This is a genomic window from Pseudomonas sp. Q1 (assembly GCF_009935975.1).
Classification (GTDB): Bacteria; Pseudomonadota; Gammaproteobacteria; order Pseudomonadales; family Pseudomonadaceae; genus Aquipseudomonas; species Aquipseudomonas palleroniana.
Window position 1 is genome coordinate 187849 of record NZ_QODI01000009.1, and the last position, 20880, is coordinate 208728.

Genomic DNA, 20880 nt, shown 5'->3' on the forward strand with positions numbered 1-20880 from the left:
TTTAAGTCATGGCAGAAGCAGTCGTGGACAACGCACCCGCCAAGGCAGACGGCAAGCCGCCGCTGTTTGGCCTGTCGTTCCTGGAAAACCTTTCCGAAATGACCATGTTGCGTCAGGTGGGCCTGTTGGTCGGCCTGGCAGCCAGCGTGGCGATTGGTTTTGCCGTGGTGTTGTGGTCGCAGCAACCCGATTACCGGCCGCTGTACGGCAGCCTGGCGGGCATGGATTCCAAGCAGATCATGGAAACCCTCGCCGCCGCCGACATCGCCTACACCGTGGAACCCAACTCCGGCGCCTTGCTGGTCAAGGCCGACGACGTCGCCCGCGCGCGCATGAAGCTGGCTGCCGCCGGCGTGACGCCGTCTGACGCCAACATCGGTTTTGAGATCCTCGACAAGGACCAGGGCCTGGGCACCAGCCAGTTCATGGAAGCCACTCGCTACCGTCGCGGCCTGGAAGGCGAGCTGGCGCGTACCATCTCCAGCCTGAACAACGTCAAGGGTGCCCGCGTGCACCTGGCGATCCCAAAAAGCTCGGTGTTCGTGCGTGACGAACGCAAGCCAAGCGCCTCGGTACTGGTCGAACTGTTTGCCGGTCGCTCCCTGGAGCCGGGTCAGGTCCTGGCGATCATCAATCTGGTGGCCACCAGCGTTCCAGAATTGAGCAAGTCGCAAATTACCGTGGTGGACCAGAAGGGCAACCTGCTGTCCGACCAGGCCGAGAACTCGGCGTTGACCCAGGCCGGCAAGCAGTTCGACTACAGCCGCCGCATGGAAAGCATGCTCACCCAGCGTGTGCACAATATCCTGCAACCGGTGCTGGGCAATGACCGCTACAAGGCTGAAGTGTCCGCCGATGTGGACTTCAGTGCCGTCGAGTCGACCTCCGAACAGTTCAACCCCGACCAGCCCGCCTTGCGCAGCGAGCAGTCCACCAGCGAACAACGCACCGCCAGCAATGGCCCGCAAGGGGTGCCGGGCGCCTTGAGCAACCAGCCTCCGGCCCCGGCGTCGGCACCGCAAACCACCGGTGGCGCTGCCGCGACTGCCGGCGCGATTCAGCCTGGCCAGCCGCTGCTGGACGCCAATGGTCAGCAGATCATGGACCCGGCCACCGGCCAGCCGATGCTCGCCCCGTACCCGGCGGACAAGCGTAACCAGTCCACCAAGAACTTCGAGCTCGACCGTTCCATCAGCCACACCAAGCAGCAACAGGGCAAAATCAACCGCCTGTCGGTGTCGGTGGTGGTCGATGACCAGGTCAAGGTCAACCCGGCTGACGGCGCGGTGACCCGCGCGCCCTGGAGCGCCGACGAATTGGCGCGCTTTACCCGCCTGGTGCAGGACGCTGTCGGTTTCGACGCCAGCCGCGGTGACAGCGTCAGCGTGATCAATATGCCGTTCTCCGCCGAACGGGGAGAGGTGATCGCCGATCCTGCGTTCTATACTCAGCCGTGGTTCTGGGACATCGTCAAGCAAGTGCTGGGCGTGTTGTTCATCCTGGTGCTGGTGTTTGGCGTGCTGCGTCCGGTGCTCAACAACATTACCGGCAACGGCAAGAAACAACTGGCGGCCTTCGGTGGCAGTGACGTCGAGTTGGGTGGCATGGGCGGCCTGGATGGCGAACTGGCCAACGACCGCGTCAGCCTGGGCGGCCCGCAAAGCATCCTGTTGCCAAGCCCGAGCGAAGGCTATGACGCTCAGTTGAACGCAATCAAAAGTCTGGTGGCAGAAGATCCGGGTCGTGTGGCCCAGGTCGTGAAAGAGTGGATCAACGCAGATGAGTGATAATCGAGCCGCTGTTGCCAAGCTCACCCGGGTCGATAAAGCGGCGGTATTGCTGCTGTCCCTGGGTGAAACCGACGCCGCCCAAGTGCTGCGCCACATGGGGCCCAAAGAGGTTCAGCGCGTCGGCGTGGCCATGGCGCAGATGCGTAACGTGCACCGCGAGCAAGTCGAGCAGGTGATGAGCGAGTTCGTCGAGATCGTCGGCGACCAGACCAGCCTGGGCGTCGGCTCCGACAGCTACATCCGCAAGATGCTGACCTCGGCGCTGGGCGAAGACAAGGCCAACGGCCTGATCGACCGCATCCTGCTCGGCGGCAACACCAGCGGCCTCGACAGCCTGAAATGGATGGAGCCGCGTGCCGTTGCCGACGTGATCCGCTACGAACACCCGCAGATCCAGGCGATTGTCGTGGCTTACCTCGACCCGGACCAGGCCGGTGAAGTCCTCGGCCACTTCGACCATAAAGTGCGCCTGGACATCATCCTGCGCGTGTCGTCGCTGAACACCGTGCAGCCGGCGGCATTGAAAGAACTCAACACGATTCTGGAGAAGCAGTTCTCGGGCAACTCCAACGCCTCGCGCACCACCTTGGGCGGTATCAAGCGTGCGGCCGACATCATGAACTTCCTCGACAGCTCGATGGAAGGCCAGTTGATGGACTCGATCCGCGAGATCGACGACACCCTGTCCGGCCAGATCGAAGACCTCATGTTCGTGTTCAACAACCTCTCCGATGTCGACGACCGTGGCATCCAGGCGTTGCTGCGCGAAGTGTCCTCGGACGTTCTGGTGCTGGCGCTCAAGGGCTCCGACGACAACGTCAAAGAGAAGATCTTCAAGAACATGTCCAAGCGTGCGTCCGAACTGTTGCGCGACGACCTGGAAGCCAAAGGCCCGGTACGCGTCAGCGACGTGGAAACCGCCCAGAAGGAAGTCCTCACCATTGCCCGCCGTATGGCCGAAGCCGGAGAAATCGTTCTCGGCGGGAAGGGCGGCGAAGAAATGATCTAAGGCGCGTCCCATGTCGAGCAAAGATGAGGCGCCCAGCGATCTGATTCGCGCGCGGGACGTCGGCGGGTTCGATATCTGGTCGTTGCCCAGTTTCGATCCGCATGTACCGGAACCCGAGCCTGAGCCGGTCGAAGAGCCCCCAGTGCAAATGGAAGAAGTGCCGCTGGAGGAAGTCCAGCCACTGACGCTCGAAGAGTTGGAGGCCATCCGCCAGGAAGCCTACAACGAGGGCTTCGCGGCGGGGGAAAAAGACGGTTTTCGCAGTACCACTCTCAAAGTCCGCCAGGAAGCCGAGGCGGCGCTGAGCGTCCAGCTCGCCAGCCTGGAGCGCTTGATGAGCAGCCTGTTCGACCCGATCGCCGAGCAGGATTCCCAGCTTGAAAAAGCCATGGTCCGCCTGGTGGAGCACATGACCCGCCAAGTGATCCAGCGCGAACTGGTGCTTGACTCCAGCCATATCGAAAGCGTGATGCGCGAAGCCCTCAAGCTGCTGCCGTTGGGCGTCGGCAATGTGCGGCTGTACATCAACCCGCAGGATTTCGAGCAGGTCAAAGCCTTGCGCGAGCGCCATGAAGAAACCTGGCGCATCGTTGAAGACGCGACGTTGCAGCCTGGCGGTTGCCGGGTCGAGACTGAGCACAGCCGCATCGACGCGACGGTGGAAACCCGTATCACCCAGATCATGGCCAAGCTCTTCGATCAGCTCCATGAGCAGGCTCTGCATCCGGCCGAACCTGACCTGAGCGTAGACCTGGACGCCCCTGATGCGCCTTGATCGCACCAGCTTCGCCAAGCGCCTGGGCAGCTACGCCGAGGCCACCGAGTTGCCCGGCCAGCCGATCCTCGAAGGGCGCCTGTTGCGCATGGTGGGCCTGACCCTCGAAGCCGAGGGCCTGCGCGCCGCCATGGGCAGCCGCTGCATGGTGATCAACGACGACAGCTACCACCCGGTGCAAGTGGAAGCGGAAGTCATGGGGTTCTCCGGCAGCAAGATTTTCCTGATGCCGGTCGGCAGCCTGGCGGGCATTGCCCCGGGCGCCCGCGTGGTGCCTCTGGCTGACACCGGGCGCCTGCCGATGGGTATGGGCATGCTCGGTCGCGTGCTCGATGGCGCCGGACGCGCCCTGGACGGCAAGGGTGGCATGAAGGCCGAAGACTGGGTGCCGATGGATGGCCCCACCATCAACCCGCTCAATCGCAACCCCATCAGCGTGCCGCTGGACGTGGGCATTCGCAGCATCAACGGTTTATTGACGGTCGGCCGCGGCCAGCGTCTGGGCCTGTTCGCCGGTACGGGTGTGGGTAAATCGGTCCTGCTGGGCATGATGACGCGCTTTACCGAGGCCGACATTATCGTGGTCGGGTTGATCGGCGAGCGGGGCCGCGAGGTGAAGGAGTTCATCGAGCACAGCCTGGGTGAAGAGGGCCTCAAGCGCTCGGTGGTCGTGGCGTCTCCAGCGGATGATGCGCCCTTGATGCGTCTGCGTGCCGCCATGTATTGCACGCGCATCGCCGAGTATTTTCGCGACAAGGGCAAGAACGTCCTGTTGCTGATGGATTCGCTCACTCGTTTCGCCCAGGCCCAGCGGGAAATCGCCCTGGCCATCGGCGAGCCGCCAGCCACCAAGGGTTATCCGCCGTCGGTGTTCGCCAAGCTGCCCAAGCTGGTCGAGCGTGCCGGTAACGCCGAGGCGGGCGGTGGTTCGATCACCGCGTTCTATACCGTGTTGTCCGAAGGCGATGACCAGCAGGACCCGATCGCCGACTCGGCGCGAGGCGTGCTCGACGGCCACATCGTGCTGTCGCGGCGCCTGGCGGAGGAGGGGCACTACCCGGCCATCGACATCGAAGCCTCGATCAGCCGGGTGATGCCGGCGGTGGTCACGCCGGAGCACATGGCCCGCGCGCAGCATTTCAAGCAGTTGTGGTCGCGCTATCAACAGAGCCGCGACCTGATCAGCGTCGGCGCCTATGTGGCCGGCGGGGATCGCGAGACCGACCTGGCGATCGCCCTGCAACCGCAGTTGGTGACCTACCTGCGCCAGGGGCTCAACGACAAAATCAGCATGGGTGAAAGCGAAGCGCACCTCGGCTCGATCTTCGCCCCGGCGCCAGGCGGCTAAGCCATGGCGAGCACCCGCTCTTCACGCCTGGCGCCGGTGGTGGACATGGCCGAAAAGGCCGAAAAGACCGCCGCCCAGCGCCTGGGCTATTTTCAAGGCCAGGTCCGCCTGGCGGAAAGCAAGCTGGGCGACCTGGAGCGCTTTCGCGGCGAATACCAGCAACAGTGGATCGAGCGCGGCAGCCAGGGGGTGTCCGGCCAGTGGTTGATGGGCTATCAGGGCTTTCTCAATCAGCTGGAGACGGCGGTCGCCCAGCAGCGCCAGAGCCTGGCCTGGCACCAGAACAACCTTGAGAAGGCCCGCGAAAGCTGGCAGCAGGCGTTTGCCCGGGTCGAGGGCCTGCGCAAGCTGGTGCAGCGCTATATCGACGAAGCACGGGCGATTGAGGACAAGCGCGAGCAAAAGTTGCTGGATGAGCTGTCACAACGTCTGCCCCGTCAGTCGCAGTATTAGGTGTGGGGCTGCTCCTGCATTTGCCGAGATCGGGTTCGCCTGCTAAACCTTGTTACACATGGCCAATGACAAGGAAGCAGTCGTATGTCGGTGACATCAGAAGTATCCCTGGATGGGAAGCAGTTGACGATCGCAATCAAGGGCCGATTCGATTTCGGCAGCCACCAGCATTTTCGTGAGGCTTACGAGCGTTTCTACAAGGTCCCCGACGCCTACACCGTCGATCTGAAAGAAGCCACCTACCTGGACAGTTCGGCCTTGGGCATGCTGCTGTTGTTGCGTGACCACGCAGGCGGTGACGACTCGCAGGTCACGCTGATCAACTGCAGTCCCGACGTGCGCAAGATCCTCGCCATCTCTAACTTCGACAAGCTGTTCGACATCAATTGAGAGTCCTGGCCCCGATGTCCGAGCCGCTGACTGTCCTGATCGCCGAGGACAGCGATACCGACCGGCTGCTGCTGGCGACTATCTTGCGGCGCCAGGGGCATCACGTGCTCACCGCAGCCAATGGTGAGGAAGCCGTTGAGGTGTTTGCGCGTGAGCGACCTCAACTGGTGTTGATGGACGCGATGATGCCGGTGATGGACGGTTTCCTGGCTGCGCGGTGGATCAAGCAATTGGCGGGGGAAGCGCTGGTCCCCGTGATCTTTCTTACGTCCCTCAGCGAAAGCGCCGACCTGGCCGAGTGCCTGGATGCCGGCGGGGATGATTTTCTGCCCAAACCCTACAACCCACTGATCCTGGCCGCCAAGATCAATGCCATGGACCGTTTGCGGCGCCTGCAGGCCACGGTCCTTCAGCAGCGCGATCAGATCGCCCGGCATCACGAGTACCTGCTGCAAGAGCAGCGGGTGGCCAAGGCGGTGTTCGACAAGGTCGCCCATTCGGGATGCATCAACCACGCGCCGAACATTCGCTACCTGCAATCACCCTATGCGCTGTTCAATGGCGACCTGTTGCTGGCGGCGTACACGCCGTCTGGCGACATGCACGTGCTGCTCGGCGATTTTACCGGCCATGGCCTGCCTGCCGCCGTGGGTGCCATGCCCCTGGCGGAAGTGTTCTACGGCATGACTGCCAAGGGTTACGAGTTGGTGCAGATCCTGCGGGAGATGAATGCCAAGCTCAAACGCATCCTGCCGGTGGACATGTTCTGTTGCGCCACCCTGTTGTGCCTGAGCGCACAGCGGCGCGTGGTCGAGGTGTGGAATGGCGGCATGCCGGAAGGTTATGTGCATGAGGTCGCGACGGGCAGGCGCACGCCGTTGATGTCGCGGCACCTGCCGTTGGGTGTGCTGTCGGTGGAGACGTTCGATGACCGCATTGAGGTCTTGCCCATGGCCCTCGGCGACCGGGTGTTTTTGCTCTCCGATGGCGTATTGGATACTGCCGACGCCAACGACCAATTGTTCGGCGCGGAGCGCCTGCAGCAGGTATTCGCCGCCAACCGCGAGCCCGACCGCCTGTTCGAAGAGATTGAACAGGCCCTGGCAGCCTTTCGTGGTGAAGCGCGCGATGATGTCAGCATGGTGGAAATCACCTTGCAGCCCGGCCAGCCGTTGCGTGCGGCCGAGCCCATATACGCCGACAGCAACCAGCCATGCCCCCTGGATTGGTCGGTGAGCTTCGAATTTCGCGTCCAGACCCTCAAATGCTACAACCCCTTGCCTTACCTGTTGCAGCTGCTGCTGGAGATTCAAGGGCTGCGTGAGCAGAGCGGGGCACTCTACAGCGTGATGGCCGAGCTGTATTCCAACGCGTTGGAGCACGGCGTGCTGGGCCTGGACTCGCAGCTCAAGCGCGACGCCCAGGGATTCGCCGACTACTACCGACAGCGCAATGAGCGCCTGGCGCAACTGGACAGCGGTCATGTGCGGGTACATATGCAAGTGATGCCGACCGCCACGGGCGGCAAGCTGATCCTGCGCGTCGAAGACAGTGGCCCAGGCTTCGACGTGGATCAGGTGCTGAAGCGGCCCCTGGATTTGGACCGTCTGTCTGGTCGAGGCTTGAGCCTGGTGCGCCAGCTGAGCAGCGATGTACGCTGGACGGACGGCGGGCGCAGTGTCTGCGTGGAGTTTTGCTGGAAGGCTCTGGCATAATCCGCCGATTCTTGATCAAGGAGCGAGCAAGTGGCTGAGATTCATCTGGACCCTGAAGTGCTGTCGGGTTTGCAGGACGTCATGGAGAGCGAGTACCCCAAGTTGCTCGACACCTTCCTTGACGACTCGCAGAAGCGCGTCGAAGCCCTGCGCAAGGCGCGCGATGACGCCAAGGCGCTGGGGCGAATCGCCCATAGTTTCAAGGGCAGCAGCGGCAACCTCGGGGCGGTACGGTTGGCGCAGCTGTGCCAGCGGCTGGAAGTGGAGTCGGTTGGGGCGACGGCGGACCTGGGGGCGCTGGTGGATCAGATTGACCGTGAGTTTGCTCTGGTTCGGCCTATGTATGAGTCGGAGAAGCAGCGGTTTGGGCTTTAGCTGTTAAAGAAGCGTAAGTCGACGTCCTGCGCACGCACAGACACGAACCTGGCCCGACTCTTGCTCTACCTCCTGGCACAGCATCCCCGACCCCTGTGCAGTGGAGACCTTTACCTATGCCAGTCGCCCCCAACTCGCTCCTCCAGGCTGCCCCCGCAGCCAAGCCTCAAGCGCCCGCCGCTACACCTGTGGCAGCTGCTGCGGCCCCGCAGGACAAGGGCCCTGGCTTTGCTCAAGTGTTCGCCAGCCAAGGTTCGAAGTCGTCGGTGAAGACCGGCGACACCCCGACCCAATCCACCCGTGACAAGCCTTCGGTTAACAGCGCCTCATCGGTGGATAGCAACGACAAGCCTGCCGCCAGCAAGCCAGCGGTTGCCGATAGCGGCAATCCCTTGCCTGCCAACCCGCCGGCCAAGTCCGATGACAGCGCCGGCAGTGACGACGCCAAGCCCACCGACCCGTCCCTGGTCCAGCAACCTCCCGTTGACCCCGTGGTCGACCCGGCGGTGATTGCCGCCGTCACCCCGGTGGTAGCTGTGCCTGTTCCTGTGGAAACCCCGGCCCCTGCTGCCGCGGCCAAGGATGACAAGGCCCAGCCGGTGGTTGCCGCACCCGTCGCGGCGACGGATGACACCCCGCAGCCGGCGTTCGATCCGTCGGCCGACCCACTGGACTCGATGCCGACCGTGCGTTTGGCAATGGAGCAGGGCGGGCACGTGTCGGCCAGCAGCCAGGCGCCGCAGAAAACCCCATCGGCGCCGACCCAGGACCAACCGACCGCTGCGCAGAGTTTCGCGGCCGGCCTGGCGACAATGGTCGATCAACAGGCCACCAAGGACAGCACCGATGGCGGTGAAAAAGCCTTCAGCGGGCTGATAGACAGTGGCCTCAAGGATTTGAAAGAGGCCAGCAGCGATACCCGCGTCGATGACTTCGCCAACCGCCTGGCCGCGCTGACCCAGGCCGCCACGCCGAAAACGGCTAACGCCTTGCCGCCGGTGGCCAATGCGCCGCTGGCCATGCACCAGAGCGGCTGGACCGAAGAAGTGGTCAACCGCGTGATGTACCTGTCCAGCGCCGGCCTCAAGTCGGCCGAGATCCAATTGCAGCCGGCAGAGCTGGGGCGCCTGGATATCAAGGTCAACATGACGCCGGACCAACAGGCTCAGGTCCAGTTCATGAGCGGCCATGCCGTGGTGCGCGAGGCCCTGGAAAGCCAGTCCGGACGTTTGCGGGAGATGTTTGCCCAGCAGGGCATGGGGCAGGTGGACGTCAACGTTTCCGACCAGTCCCGTGGCCAGGAGCAGCAGCAACAAGCTCAGGCTCAGGCCCAGGCCGGCTTGAGTGGCAGTGGCAGGCGCGGGGACAGCGGCGAGAGTAGTGGGCACATCGACGTGGCTGAAACAGCGGCGCCCGTCATTTCCAGCGTGATCGGGTCCAGCGCGGTTGATTACTACGCCTGATTCGTAACCAACTGTGGGAGGGGCTTGCTCCCACTTTGATGTGCTGGGCCTGCATGGCAGACAACTCTGGCATAACACTTGCTCTTGCCTTTCCGTAGATCTATGAATCCCCGAATAGTGACGGATTATTGGCATGGCGAAGAGCGACGACGCAGCAACTCCACCCGCAGGCAAAGGCAAGCTCAAGCTGATCCTGGTGATTGTGCTGGGCCTGCTCCTGGCCATTGGCGCCTCTGTTGGCGGCACGTGGTACATCATGCACAGCAGTGCCAGCAAACCGGCCCCCGCCGCCGAAACCGCCACTAACGTCAAGCAACCGGCAATCTTCGAGCCGATGCTTCCGGCCTTTGTCGCCAACTTCAATCAGAACGGTCATCAACGCTACCTGCAGGTGAGCATCACCTTGCTGGCGCGTAACCAGGCAGATCTGGACGCCCTCAAGGTGCATATGCCGGTGATCCGCAACAACCTGGTGATGCTGTTCTCCGGGCAGAGCTTCGACACCCTGGCCACCCCTGTGGGCCAGGAAATGCTGCGTCAGAAGGTCACTGCCAGTGTGCAGGAAGTGGCCCAGAAAGAGCTCGGCAAAGTCGTGGTCGAGCAGGCGCTCTTCACTAACTTCGTATTGCAGTAGGATCACGACATGGCCGTGCAAGACCTGCTGTCCCAGGATGAAATCGATGCGCTGTTGCATGGCGTCGACGATGGTCTGGTACAGACCGACATGGCTGCCGAGCCCGGCAGCATCAAAAGCTACGACCTGACCAGCCAGGATCGCATCGTCCGTGGACGCATGCCGACCCTGGAAATGATCAATGAGCGTTTTGCCCGCTACACTCGTATCAGCATGTTCAACATGCTGCGCCGCTCGGCGGATGTGGCGGTGGGCGGCGTGCAGGTGATGAAGTTCGGCGAGTACGTGCACTCGCTGTACGTGCCCACCAGCCTCAACCTGGTCAAGATCAAGCCGTTGCGCGGCACCGCGTTGTTCATCCTTGACGCTAAATTGGTGTTCAAGCTGGTGGATAACTTCTTCGGTGGCGACGGCCGTCACGCCAAGATCGAAGGCCGTGAATTCACCCCGACTGAATTGCGTGTGGTGCGCATGGTGCTGGAGCAAGCCTTTATCGACTTGAAGGAAGCCTGGCAGGCGATCATGGAAGTCAATTTCGAGTACATCAACTCGGAAGTGAACCCGGCCATGGCCAACATCGTCGGCCCCAGCGAGGCCATTGTGGTCTCCACTTTCCACATCGAACTCGATGGCGGTGGCGGCGACCTGCACGTGACCATGCCGTATTCGATGATCGAGCCGGTGCGTGAAATGCTCGACGCCGGTTTCCAGTCCGACCTGGACGACCAGGACGAGCGTTGGGTCAAGGCCCTGCGCGAAGACCTGCTGGATGTCGACGTGCCGCTGAACGCCACCGTCGCCCGTCGCCAGTTGCGTCTGCGCGACATTTTGCACATGCAGCCGGGGGACGTCATTCCGGTGGACTTGCCCGAAGAAATGATCATGCGGGCCAATGGTGTGCCATCGTTCAAGGTCAAGCTCGGTTCCCACAAGGGCAACCTGGCGTTGCAAGTGATCGAACCGATCAACCGCCGCTGACCCGCCCTAATTTATTGATGAATGTTTGCTTCGCCGAGGACATGTAATGGCTACCGAACACGAAAACACTTCCGCCGAAGACCAGGCTCTGGCTGACGAATGGGCGGCAGCCCTGGAAGAGACCGGCGATGTAGGCCAGGACGATATCGACGCGCTGCTGGCCGCCGACGCCGCCAGCTCATCCGCCGGCGCTCGCCTGCCCATGGAAGAATTCGGCAGCATGCCGAAAAACAACAACCCGGTGAGCCTCGACGGGCCGAACCTGGACGTGATCCTCGACATCCCGGTGTCGATTTCCATGGAAGTGGGCAGTACCGAAATCAACATCCGCAACCTGCTGCAACTCAACCAGGGTTCGGTGATCGAGCTCGACCGCCTGGCCGGTGAGCCGCTGGACGTGCTGGTCAACGGGACATTGATTGCCCACGGCGAAGTGGTGGTGGTCAACGAGAAGTTCGGTATCCGCCTGACCGACGTGATCAGCCCGAGCGAACGCATCAAGAAGTTGCGCTGATATGAAGTCTTCGATGGCGGGACTGTTACTGGCGCTGCCATTGAGCGCCCTGGCGGCGGAGCCGGTCGCGCAAGTGGCGGCGGCTCCTGTGGTCAGCAGTGGCATCGGCGGCCAGTTGACCCAGCTGGTGCTGGGGTTGTTGCTGGTGGTCGGCTTGATTTTCGTGCTGGCCTGGTTGATGCGTCGTGTGCAGCGCATCGGCCCGGGCAATGGTCAGGTCATCGAGATGATCGGCTCGCGGGCCCTAGGCCCGCGTGATCGCCTGGTGCTGGTGCAGGTCGGCGAGGAGCAGATCCTGCTGGGTATCACACCGGGCCGCATCACTGCGCTGCATGTGCTCAAGACGCCGGTGGAAGCGGCCAAGACCGAGGCCGCCACGCCAGAATTCGCCCAGCGCCTGATGGAGTTGCTGGGCAAGGATCAGAAGGATAAGAAGTAATGCGCGTTTTATTGACGCTCATGCTGTTGCTGGCTGCACCATTGGCGTGGGCCGCCGACCCGTTGTCGATCCCGGCAATCACGCTGGGCACCAATGCCGCCGGGGCGCAGGAGTATTCGGTCAGCCTGCAGATCCTGTTGATCATGACCGCGCTGAGTTTTATCCCGGCGTTTGTCATGCTGATGACCAGCTTCACGCGGATCATCATTGTCTTCTCGATCCTGCGCCAGGCCCTGGGCCTGCAGCAGACGCCGTCGAACCAGATCCTCACCGGCATGGCCTTGTTCCTGACGCTGTTCATCATGGCGCCGGTGTTCGACAAGGTGAACCAGCAAGCCCTGCAACCGTACCTGGCGGAAAAGCTCACCGCCCAGGACGCGATCGACAAGGCCCAGGGGCCGATCAAGGACTTCATGCTCTCGCAGACGCGCTCCAGCGACCTTGAGCTGTTCATGCGTTTGTCCAAGCGTACCGACATCGCCACCCCGGATCAGGCCCCGTTGACCATCCTGGTGCCGGCGTTCGTCACGTCCGAATTGAAGACCGCGTTCCAGATCGGCTTCATGATCTTCATCCCGTTCCTGATCATCGACCTGGTGGTAGCGAGTGTGTTGATGGCCATGGGGATGATGATGTTGTCGCCGCTGATCATCTCGTTGCCGTTCAAGATCATGCTGTTTGTGCTGGTGGACGGCTGGGCGCTGATTATCGGCACCTTGGCCGGCAGTTTCGGAGGGGTATAGCGCGATGACTCCAGAAGTTGCGGTCGACCTGTTCCGTGAAGCGCTGTGGCTGACCACCATGATGGTCGCCGTGCTGGTGGTGCCGAGCCTGTTGGTCGGCCTGCTGGTGGCGATGTTCCAGGCCGCGACCCAGATCAACGAACAGACCTTGAGCTTCTTGCCACGCCTGCTGGTGATGCTGGTCACCCTGATTGTCGCCGGCCCGTGGCTGGTGCGCACTTTCATGGAATACATCCTGCAGTTGTACGGCAGTATTCCGCAGTTGATCGGCTGACCCGCCCATGCAATCCGTGTTGGCTTTGACCGACACCCAGATCAGTACCTGGGTGGCGTCTTTCATCTTGCCGATGTTTCGCGTGACGGCGGTGCTGATGACCATGCCGGTGTTCGGCACCACCTTGGTCCCGCGACGTATCCGCCTGTATTTCGCCGTTGCCATTACCGTGGTGATTGTCCCCGGGCTGCCGCCGATGCCGCCGGTGAATGCCCTGGACCTCAGCGCGTTGTTGCTGATTGCCGAGCAGATCCTGATCGGCGCATTGCTGGGCTTTTCGCTGACCCTGTTCTTCCAGGCGTTTGTGATCGCCGGGCAAATTATCTCGATCCAGATGGGCATGGGCTTCGCGTCCATGGTCGACCCCACCAACGGCGTGTCGGCAGCGGTGATCGGGCAGTTCCTGACCATGCTGGTGACGTTGCTGTTCCTGTCGATGAATGGCCATCTGGTGGTGTTCGAGGTCATGACTGAGAGCTTCACCACCTTGCCGGTGGGCTCGGGGTTGGTGGTCAACCATTTCTGGGAGTTGGTCGGTCGCCTGACTTGGGTGCTGGGCGCTTCGCTGTTGCTGGTGCTGCCGGCAATCACCGCGCTGCTGGTGGTCAACATCGCGTTTGGGGTGATGACCCGTGCGGCGCCGCAGTTGAATATCTTCTCGATCGGTTTCCCCCTGACCCTGGTGCTGGGCATGGGGATTTTCTGGGTCGGCATGGCTGACATTCTCAATCAGTATCAACCGCTGGCGACCGACGCCTTGCAGTTTTTACGTGATCTGGCACGGGCGCGCTGAGCCATGGCCGAGAGCGAGAGTGGTCAGGACAAAACAGAAGACCCCACGGAGAAACGTAAGAAGGAGTCCCGGGAAAAGGGCGAGATTGCCCGCTCCAAAGAGCTCAACACACTCGCCGTGATGCTGGCCGGCGCCGGTGGCCTGTTGATCTACGGCGGCGGCCTGGCGCTGGACCTGATGGAGCTGATGAAGCTCAACTTCGCCTTGCCCCGTGAGGTGTTGCTGAGTCCCGGCGCCATGGGCCTGTACCTGCTGCACTCGGGCAAGATCGCCCTGCTGGCGGTGCAGCCGGTGCTGATCACGCTGCTGCTGGCGGCGTTGATCGGCCCGGTGTCCTTGGGGGGCTGGTTGTTTGCCGCCGGCAGCATGGCGCCCAAGTTCAGCCGGATGAACCCGGGGCCGGGGCTCAAGCGTATGTTTTCCGGCAAGGCACTGGTTGAGTTGCTCAAGGCGCTGGCCAAATTCATCCTGATTCTGTTCGTGGCGCTGACGGTATTGTCGTCCGATATCGACGACTTGCTGCGCATCGCCCACGAGCCGTTGGAGTCAGCCATCATCCACAGCGTACAAGTGGTGGGCTGGAGTGCGCTGTGGATGGCCTGCGGGCTGATCATCATTGCGGCGGTGGATGCGCCGATCCAGCTGTGGGAAAGCCACAAGAAACTGCTGATGACCAAGCAGGAAGTGCGCGACGAGCACAAGGACCAGGAAGGACGCCCCGAGGTCAAGCAGCGTATCCGGCAACTGCAACGCGAAATGTCCCAGCGCAAGATGATGGCGGCGGTGCCCGATGCCGATGTGGTCATCACCAACCCGACTCACTACGCCGTGGCGCTCAAGTACGACCCGGAGAAGGGCGGCGCGCCGATGCTGCTGGCCAAGGGCAGCGACTTCACGGCCCTGAAAATCCGCGAAATCGCCGTGGCCAACGACATCCTGCTGCTTGAGTCGCCGGCGCTTGCGCGGTCGATCTTCTATTCCACCGATCTCGATCAAGAGATTCCCGCCGGGTTGTACCTGGCCGTGGCCCAGGTGCTGGCGTATGTCTATCAGATCCGCCAATACCGAGCGGGCAAGGGCAAGCGTCCGGACCCGCTGAAGGATCTGCCGATTCCGCCGGAATTGCGTCGGGATTCCTGAAAGCCACGCTAATGCGCCAAATCATGTAGGAGCGAGCTTGCTCGCGAAAAACTCAAAGACCCCTCGTATTTCCAGCTTTCCCGCGTCTTCGTTGACGTCCTTCGCGAGCAAGCTTGCTCCTACAGAGAGAGCGGGCTCATACCACTCGTCGTGAATGCCCGCCACCTGTCAACTTTGACAGTAGTCAGCAAAGCCCCCTCGCGGTTCTATTGCCTCAAGCACTGCGCGCAGGCTGTAAACGAGATGCAGGGAGAATGGTTTTGAAACTACTCAGAGGCAAGGTCAAATCTTATGACCCGCACTCCGGAAAAGGTTTGATTGCCCTGAAAGGTGAGGACGACGTGAAAGTGGATCTCATCGGTTCGCGCTGCATTCGGCTCGCGGTGGGCCAGCACGTGGAGTTTCAGGGGATACACCGACCCGATGGTATTTATGCAGTCGGCGTCAGGGTTATCCCGCGAGTTCTTGAGTGATAAGTCAGGAGAACGGCGATGGCAACAGGCACTGTGAAATGGTTTAACGCGGAAAAAGGCTTCGGCTTTATCACTCCGGAGGGTGGCGGGGCTGACGTTTTTGTCCACTATTCCGCGATTCGAGGTGAAGGATTCAAAACCGTTGGCGAAGGTGAAAAAGTGGAGTTTGAAATAACCCAGGGGCAAAAAGGTCCTCAGGCGGAAGACGTGCGTCCCGCGTAAATCCGGCAACATGCCCTTGCTGAGGGCGATCTGTCCCTTGGAGCAAAAGTTGGAAGGCTTCTTGCAACCCGGCCTGCAGGACGCCTCCCGGCGTCAAAACTTTGCTTCAAGGGACACGAGGAATACCGGTGGATCGCTCTCAAATGCTCAGCACGGCCCGTGGCACCCTGACTGACCTCTCGCGGGGCAATCTGGGTGTGCCATTGTTGTTGCTGGTGATGCTGGCAATGATGATGTTGCCGATGCCGCCGTTCTTGCTGGACGTGTTCTTCACTTTCAACATTGCCCTGTCGGTCGTGGTGCTGCTGGTGTGCGTCTACGCCCTGCGGCCCCTGGACTTCGCGGTTTTCCCCACCATCCTGCTGGTTGCCACGCTGTTGCGCCTGGCACTGAACGTGGCGTCTACCCGGGTGGTGATGCTGCACGGCCAGGACGGCCACGCCGCCGCCGGTAAGGTGATTCAGGCCTTCGGTGAGGTGGTGATCGGCGGTAACTACGTGGTCGGTATCGTCGTGTTCGCGATCCTGATGATCATCAACTTCGTGGTGGTGACCAAGGGTGCCGGACGAATTTCCGAGGTAAGCGCGCGGTTTACCCTCGATGCAATGCCTGGCAAACAGATGGCTATCGACGCCGACCTCAACGCTGGTCTGATCGACCAGGGCCAGGCCAAGGCGCGGCGTGCGGAAGTCGCCCAGGAAGCCGAGTTTTACGGTTCCATGGACGGTGCCAGCAAATTCGTGCGCGGTGACGCCATTGCCGGCTTGCTGATTCTGTTCATCAACCTGATCGGCGGCATGGCGGTCGGTATCTTCCAGCACGGCATGACGTTCGGTGATGCGGGCAAGGTCTACGCCTTGCTGACCATTGGTGACGGTTTAGTGGCGCAATTGCCATCACTGTTGTTATCCACAGCCGCAGCCATCATGGTGACCCGTGCTTCGGGTTCCGAAGACATGGGCAAGCAGATCAGCCGCCAGATGTTCGCCTCGCCGAAGGCGCTGGCGGTGGCGGCAGCGATTATGGCGATCATGGGCATTGTGCCGGGTATGCCGCATGTGTCGTTCCTCAGCATGGCGGCCATGGCGGCCGGCGCTGCCTACCTGTTCTGGCGCAAGCAAAACCAGGTGAAAGTGCTGGCTCAGCAGGAAATCGCCCGTCAGCAGGAACTGTTGCCATCGCCGGCCCGCGCCCAGGAAACCAAGGAGCTTGGCTGGGACGACGTGACCCCGATCGACATGATCGGCCTGGAAGTGGGCTACCGCCTGATCCCTCTGGTGGACCGTAACCAGGGCGGCCAGTTGCTTGCGCGCATCAAGGGGGTCCGCAAGAAGTTGTCCCAGGACCTGGGCTTCCTGATGCCGACCGTACACATCCGCGACAACCTCGACCTGGCCCCCAGTGCCTACCGCCTGACCCTGATGGGTGTGATCCTGGCCGAAGCCGAGATCTACCCGGACCGCGAACTGGCGATCAACCCCGGCCAGGTGTTCGGTACGCTCAATGGCATTACCGCCAAAGATCCGGCTTTCGGCCTGGATGCGGTGTGGGTCGAAGTCAGCCAGCGCAGCCAGGCGCAATCCCTCGGATATACGGTGGTGGACGCCAGCACGGTGGTTGCCACCCACCTTAACCAGATTCTGTACAAGCACTCCCATGAGCTGATCGGCCATGAGGAAGTCCAGCAATTGATGGGGTTGCTGGCCAAAGCCTCGCCAAAACTGGCCGAAGAGCTGGTGCCGGGGGTGCTGTCGCTGTCGCAGTTGCTCAAAGTGCTGCAGGCGTTGCTCGCCGAGCAAGTGCCGGTGCGCGACATTCGCAGCATCGCGGAAGCCATCGCCAACAATGCCGCCAAGAGTCAAGATACTGCCGCTCTGGTGGCCGCCGTGCGCGTCGGCTTGTCCCGTGCCATCGTGCAAAGCATTGTAGGCATTGAGTCTGAGCTGCCTGTGATCACCTTGGAGCCCAGGTTGGAACAAATATTGCTCAATAGTATCCAGAAGGCCGGACAAGGCCAGGAAGAGGGCGTTCTGCTGGAGCCGAGCATGGCTGAAAAACTCCAGCGTTCGTTGATCGAAGCGGCGCAGCGCCAGGAAATGGCGGGCCATCCGGTGATTCTGCTGGTGGCGGGGCCGGTTCGAGCGATGTTGTCGCGGTTCGGACGCCTGGCAGTACCGAATTTGCACGTTTTGGCTTATCAGGAAATTCCTGACAACAAGCAAGTGACTATCGTCGCGACAGTAGGGCCCAACGGCTGAGGGTAGTGGGTTATGCAAGTTAAGCGTTTTTTCGCCGCCGATATGCGTCAGGCCATGAAACTGGTCCGTGATGAGCTGGGCGCCGATGCCGCGATTATCGGTAACCGTCGCATTGCCGGCGGTGTCGAGCTGACGGCTGCCCTGGATTACACCCCCCAGGCGTTGGCGCCGCGCGTGCCGAACATGGAACTCGAAGACGAGTTGCGCAAGACCGCCTCGCGCATTGTGTCGGCCCAGGCCGAGCTGAGCATGCGTGGCGACAGCGACGCTACCACCAATCGCCAATTGTTCGCCGGCCTGCCGCTGACGGCCGCCGAGCCGCTGGTCGAGCCGACCTTCGTTGAACCGCCACGTCCCGCAGCGCCGGCCCCGGCGGCTGCGGTCGACCAGCGCGTGTTCGACTCGATGCGCTCTGAACTCAATGGCCTGCGTGAACTGCTCGAAGTGCAGTTGGGTTCGTTGGCCTGGACACAGTTGCAAGGCAGCAAGCCGCACCAGGCCAACCTGTGGCGTCGCTTGCAGCGTATCGGCCTGTCCGGCCCGCTGTCCCGCGACCTGCTGGCGCTGACCACCGAGGTCGAAGAGCCCCGCCAGGCGTGGCGTATGTTGCTGGCCCACTTGGCCCGCATGATCGTCACCCCGGAGCTCGAACCGCTGGAAGAGGGCGGCGTGATCGCCATGGTCGGCCCGGCCGGCATGGGCAAGACCACCACCCTGGCCAAGCTGGCCGCCCGGTATGTGCTCAAGTACGGCGCGTCGAGTATCGCGCTGGTGAGCATGGACAGTTATCGTATCGGCGCCCAGGAACAGCTCAAGACCCTGGGGCGCATCCTCAATGTGCCGGTGACCCACGTCGACCCGGGCCAGTCCCTGGCCAATGCCCTTGACCCGCTGTTGCGCAAGCGCGTGGTGTTGATCGACACCGCCGGCCTGCAAGCCAGCGATCCGGCGCTGCGCATGCAGTTGGAAAGCCTGGCCGGGCGTGGCATCAAGGCGAAAAATTACCTGGTGCTTGCAACCACCAGCCAGAAACAGGTTCTTACCGCTGCGTACCACAGCTACAAACGTTGCGGCCTGGCGGGTTGCATCCTCACCAAACTAGACGAAACTGCAAACTTGGGTGAGGTGTTGAGCCTGGCTATCGGTCATGAATTACCGGTTGCCTACCTGACCGATGGCCCGCGGATTCCAGATGATTTGCATCTGCCGCGTCGTCATCAGTTGGTCAGCCGTGCTGTCAGCGTGCAAATGCAAGAAGAGCCTAGCGAGGAAGCGATGGCTGATATGTTCGCCGACCTTTACCACAACCCGGCAAAACGGGTGGGGTGAGGCAGGATGAGCACTGTGAAATGTATCTACATTGATGGTCTGCAAGCGATTCACGCGACCAAGCCGTGTAGCCTGCGTCTAAGCAAGACAAGGTAAAGAAATAAAATGGGCAGCATGCATCCTGTACAGGTGATCGCGGTGACCGGCGGCAAAGGTGGCGTCGGGAAAACTAACGTGTCGGTGAATTTGTCCCTGGCCCTGGCAGAACTTGGCCGTCGCGTCATGCTGCTGGATGCTGACCTGGGCCTGGCGAACGTGGACGTTCTGCTGGGGCTGACACCCAAACACACCCTCGCCGATGTGATCGAGGGCCGTTGCGAGCTGCGCGATGTGCTGCTGCAAGGCCCCGGAGGCATTCGTATCGTGCCTGCCGCCTCGGGCACCCAGAGCATGGTGCACCTGAGCCCGGCGCAGCACGCCGGCCTGATCCAGGCGTTCAGCGATATCGGCGACAACCTCGATGTGCTGGTGATCGACACCGCCGCCGGGATCGGCGAATCCGTGGTCAGCTTCGTGCGCGCCGCGCAAGAAGTGTTGCTGGTGGTCTGCGACGAACCCACCTCGATCACCGACGCCTATGCTCTGATCAAACTGCTTAACCGTGACTACGGCATGAACCGCTTCCGCGTGCTGGCCAACATGGCCCAAAGTCCGCAGGAAGGCCGGAATCTGTTCGCCAAGTTGACCAAGGTCACGGACCGTTTTCTCGATGTCGCCTTACAATACGTTGGCGCAGTTCCCTATGACGAGTGTGTGCGCAAGGCCGTGCAAAAGCAGCGCGCGGTCTATGAAGCGTTCCCTCGTTCCAAATGCGCGTTGGCGTTCAAGGCTATTGCCCAGAAGGTCGATACCTGGCCGTTGCCTGCCAACCCGCGGGGGCATCTGGAGTTTTTCGTCGAGCGATTGGTGCATCAGACGAGCGCAGGACCGGTGCTATGACAGCCAGCGGCTATAACCTTTACAAGAAATCGGCACGTGACAGCCAGGGCGAATTGATCGAGCGTTATGCGCCCTTGGTCAAGCGCATTGCCTACCACTTGCTGGCGCGCCTGCCGGCCAGTGTGCAGGTGGAAGACCTGATCCAGGCCGGCATGATCGGCTTGCTCGAAGTGTCGACCAAATATGACGCGAGCAAGGGTGCGAGTTTCGAGACGTATGCGGGTATCCGTATCCGTGGCGCGATGCTCGATGAGGTCCGTAAAGGGGATTGGGCGCCGCGTTCGGTACACCGCAACACGCGAATGGTCAGTGATGCCATTCGCGCAATTGAAGCAAAAACCGGTCGTGACGCTAAAGATCATGAAGTTGCGGCCGAACTCCAATTGAGTCTCGATGATTATTACGGGATTTTGAACGATACCTTGGGCAGCCGCCTGTTCAGTTTCGACGACCTGTTGCAGGACGGCGAACACGAAGGGCTGCACGAGGACGGCGCGAGTGCACATCTCGAACCGTCGCGTGACCTGGAAGATGAGCGTTTCCAGAGGGCGTTGGCGGACGCGATTGCCAATTTGCCGGAGCGTGAGCGACTGGTGTTGGCGCTGTACTACGACGAAGAGCTGAACCTCAAGGAAATTGGTGAGGTCCTGGGGGTCAGCGAATCGCGTGTCAGCCAGCTGCATAGCCAGTGCGCAGCCCGCTTGCGGGGGCGGTTGGGGGAGTGGCGCGCGCGCTGACAGGCAGTGTGGGGACACTGTAGACGCGCCGCGAAAGTCGAAGGCTTTTGCGGGGTCGTGCCGTGGTGCCCTGGGCAGTCCTTTGTTGT

Annotated in this window: 23 protein-coding genes; all 23 read left to right on the forward strand. The window is 61.7% G+C overall.

The genetic code is table 11. The annotated features are described in order from the left end of the window. Positions 1–8 precede the first annotated feature (8 nt). A complete protein-coding gene (gene fliF, locus DK870_RS16190; RefSeq protein WP_060756040.1) occupies positions 9–1787 on the forward strand; it encodes a flagellar basal-body MS-ring/collar protein FliF in 1779 nt (592 codons plus the stop codon). Next, positions 1780–2799 (forward strand): flagellar motor switch protein FliG, encoded by a 1020-nt coding sequence (gene fliG / locus DK870_RS16195; RefSeq protein ID WP_060756039.1) that lies wholly within the window; start codon positions 1780–1782, stop codon positions 2797–2799. Before fliF ends, fliG begins: the two co-directional genes overlap by 8 nt. 10 nt (positions 2800–2809) lie before the next feature. Next, positions 2810–3574 (forward strand): flagellar assembly protein FliH, encoded by a 765-nt coding sequence (gene fliH / locus DK870_RS16200; protein WP_060756038.1) that lies wholly within the window; start codon positions 2810–2812, stop codon positions 3572–3574. Beyond that, on the forward strand, positions 3564–4922 hold the full coding sequence (gene fliI / locus DK870_RS16205; protein WP_060756037.1) for a flagellar protein export ATPase FliI: 1359 nt from the start codon (positions 3564–3566) through the stop codon (positions 4920–4922). The genes fliH and fliI overlap by 11 nt, the downstream gene beginning before the upstream one ends. Before the next feature lie 3 nt (positions 4923–4925). Continuing rightward, complete coding sequence (fliJ, locus tag DK870_RS16210; RefSeq protein WP_060756036.1) at positions 4926–5375, forward strand: flagellar export protein FliJ; 450 nt, start codon at positions 4926–4928, stop codon at positions 5373–5375. Between the two features lie 84 nt (positions 5376–5459). Beyond that, positions 5460–5765 carry an STAS domain-containing protein gene (locus DK870_RS16215; RefSeq protein WP_060756035.1) on the forward strand — a complete coding sequence of 102 codons (306 nt, stop codon included), beginning with the start codon at positions 5460–5462 and terminating at the stop codon, positions 5763–5765. Further along, the gene (locus DK870_RS16220) at positions 5762–7480 is read left to right on the forward strand and encodes a fused response regulator/phosphatase (RefSeq protein ID WP_161549128.1); all 1719 of its coding nucleotides are present in this window, start codon (positions 5762–5764) and stop codon (positions 7478–7480) included. Before DK870_RS16215 ends, DK870_RS16220 begins: the two co-directional genes overlap by 4 nt. A gap of 30 nt (positions 7481–7510) precedes the next feature. Beyond that, positions 7511–7855: an Hpt domain-containing protein gene (locus DK870_RS16225; protein ID WP_060756033.1), complete on the forward strand. Its 345-nt coding sequence runs from the start codon at positions 7511–7513 to the stop codon at positions 7853–7855. A 116-nt stretch (positions 7856–7971) separates the two neighbouring features. After that, the gene (locus tag DK870_RS16230) at positions 7972–9318 is read left to right on the forward strand and encodes a flagellar hook-length control protein FliK (protein ID WP_161549129.1); all 1347 of its coding nucleotides are present in this window, start codon (positions 7972–7974) and stop codon (positions 9316–9318) included. 133 nt (positions 9319–9451) lie between these two features. Beyond that, a complete protein-coding gene (fliL, locus tag DK870_RS16235; RefSeq protein WP_060756031.1) occupies positions 9452–9952 on the forward strand; it encodes a flagellar basal body-associated protein FliL in 501 nt (166 codons plus the stop codon). A gap of 9 nt (positions 9953–9961) precedes the next feature. Further along, the gene (gene fliM, locus DK870_RS16240) at positions 9962–10930 is read left to right on the forward strand and encodes a flagellar motor switch protein FliM (RefSeq protein ID WP_090369530.1); all 969 of its coding nucleotides are present in this window, start codon (positions 9962–9964) and stop codon (positions 10928–10930) included. A gap of 46 nt (positions 10931–10976) precedes the next feature. Continuing rightward, complete coding sequence (gene fliN, locus DK870_RS16245) at positions 10977–11444, forward strand: flagellar motor switch protein FliN (RefSeq protein WP_161549130.1); 468 nt, start codon at positions 10977–10979, stop codon at positions 11442–11444. 1 nt (position 11445) lies between these two features. Then, complete coding sequence (fliO, locus tag DK870_RS16250) at positions 11446–11883, forward strand: flagellar biosynthetic protein FliO (protein ID WP_161549131.1); 438 nt, start codon at positions 11446–11448, stop codon at positions 11881–11883. Next, positions 11883–12626 carry a flagellar type III secretion system pore protein FliP gene (gene fliP, locus DK870_RS16255; RefSeq protein ID WP_060756027.1) on the forward strand — a complete coding sequence of 248 codons (744 nt, stop codon included), beginning with the start codon at positions 11883–11885 and terminating at the stop codon, positions 12624–12626. The genes fliO and fliP overlap by 1 nt, the downstream gene beginning before the upstream one ends. A 4-nt stretch (positions 12627–12630) precedes the next feature. Beyond that, a complete protein-coding gene (gene fliQ, locus DK870_RS16260; RefSeq protein ID WP_060756026.1) occupies positions 12631–12900 on the forward strand; it encodes a flagellar biosynthesis protein FliQ in 270 nt (89 codons plus the stop codon). A gap of 7 nt (positions 12901–12907) precedes the next feature. Further along, complete coding sequence (gene fliR / locus DK870_RS16265; RefSeq protein WP_060756025.1) at positions 12908–13693, forward strand: flagellar biosynthetic protein FliR; 786 nt, start codon at positions 12908–12910, stop codon at positions 13691–13693. A 3-nt stretch (positions 13694–13696) separates the two neighbouring features. Continuing rightward, positions 13697–14833, forward strand: coding sequence for a flagellar biosynthesis protein FlhB (flhB, locus tag DK870_RS16270; RefSeq protein ID WP_060756024.1), 1137 nt, complete (start codon positions 13697–13699; stop codon positions 14831–14833). Positions 14834–15093: 260 nt separating this feature from the next. Continuing rightward, positions 15094–15306 (forward strand): cold-shock protein, encoded by a 213-nt coding sequence (locus tag DK870_RS16275; protein ID WP_372241678.1) that lies wholly within the window; start codon positions 15094–15096, stop codon positions 15304–15306. 18 nt (positions 15307–15324) lie between these two features. Beyond that, positions 15325–15528 (forward strand): cold-shock protein, encoded by a 204-nt coding sequence (locus DK870_RS16280; protein WP_060756022.1) that lies wholly within the window; start codon positions 15325–15327, stop codon positions 15526–15528. 143 nt (positions 15529–15671) lie between these two features. After that, on the forward strand, positions 15672–17786 hold the full coding sequence (flhA, locus tag DK870_RS16285) for a flagellar biosynthesis protein FlhA (protein ID WP_218580543.1): 2115 nt from the start codon (positions 15672–15674) through the stop codon (positions 17784–17786). Between the two features lie 12 nt (positions 17787–17798). After that, positions 17799–19115: a flagellar biosynthesis protein FlhF gene (flhF, locus tag DK870_RS16290; protein ID WP_161549132.1), complete on the forward strand. Its 1317-nt coding sequence runs from the start codon at positions 17799–17801 to the stop codon at positions 19113–19115. Between the two features lie 105 nt (positions 19116–19220). Next, positions 19221–20054: a flagellar synthesis regulator FleN gene (fleN, locus tag DK870_RS16295; RefSeq protein ID WP_003192912.1), complete on the forward strand. Its 834-nt coding sequence runs from the start codon at positions 19221–19223 to the stop codon at positions 20052–20054. Beyond that, a complete protein-coding gene (gene fliA / locus DK870_RS16300; protein ID WP_060756019.1) occupies positions 20051–20791 on the forward strand; it encodes an RNA polymerase sigma factor FliA in 741 nt (246 codons plus the stop codon). Before fleN ends, fliA begins: the two co-directional genes overlap by 4 nt. Positions 20792–20880: the final 89 nt, after the last annotated feature.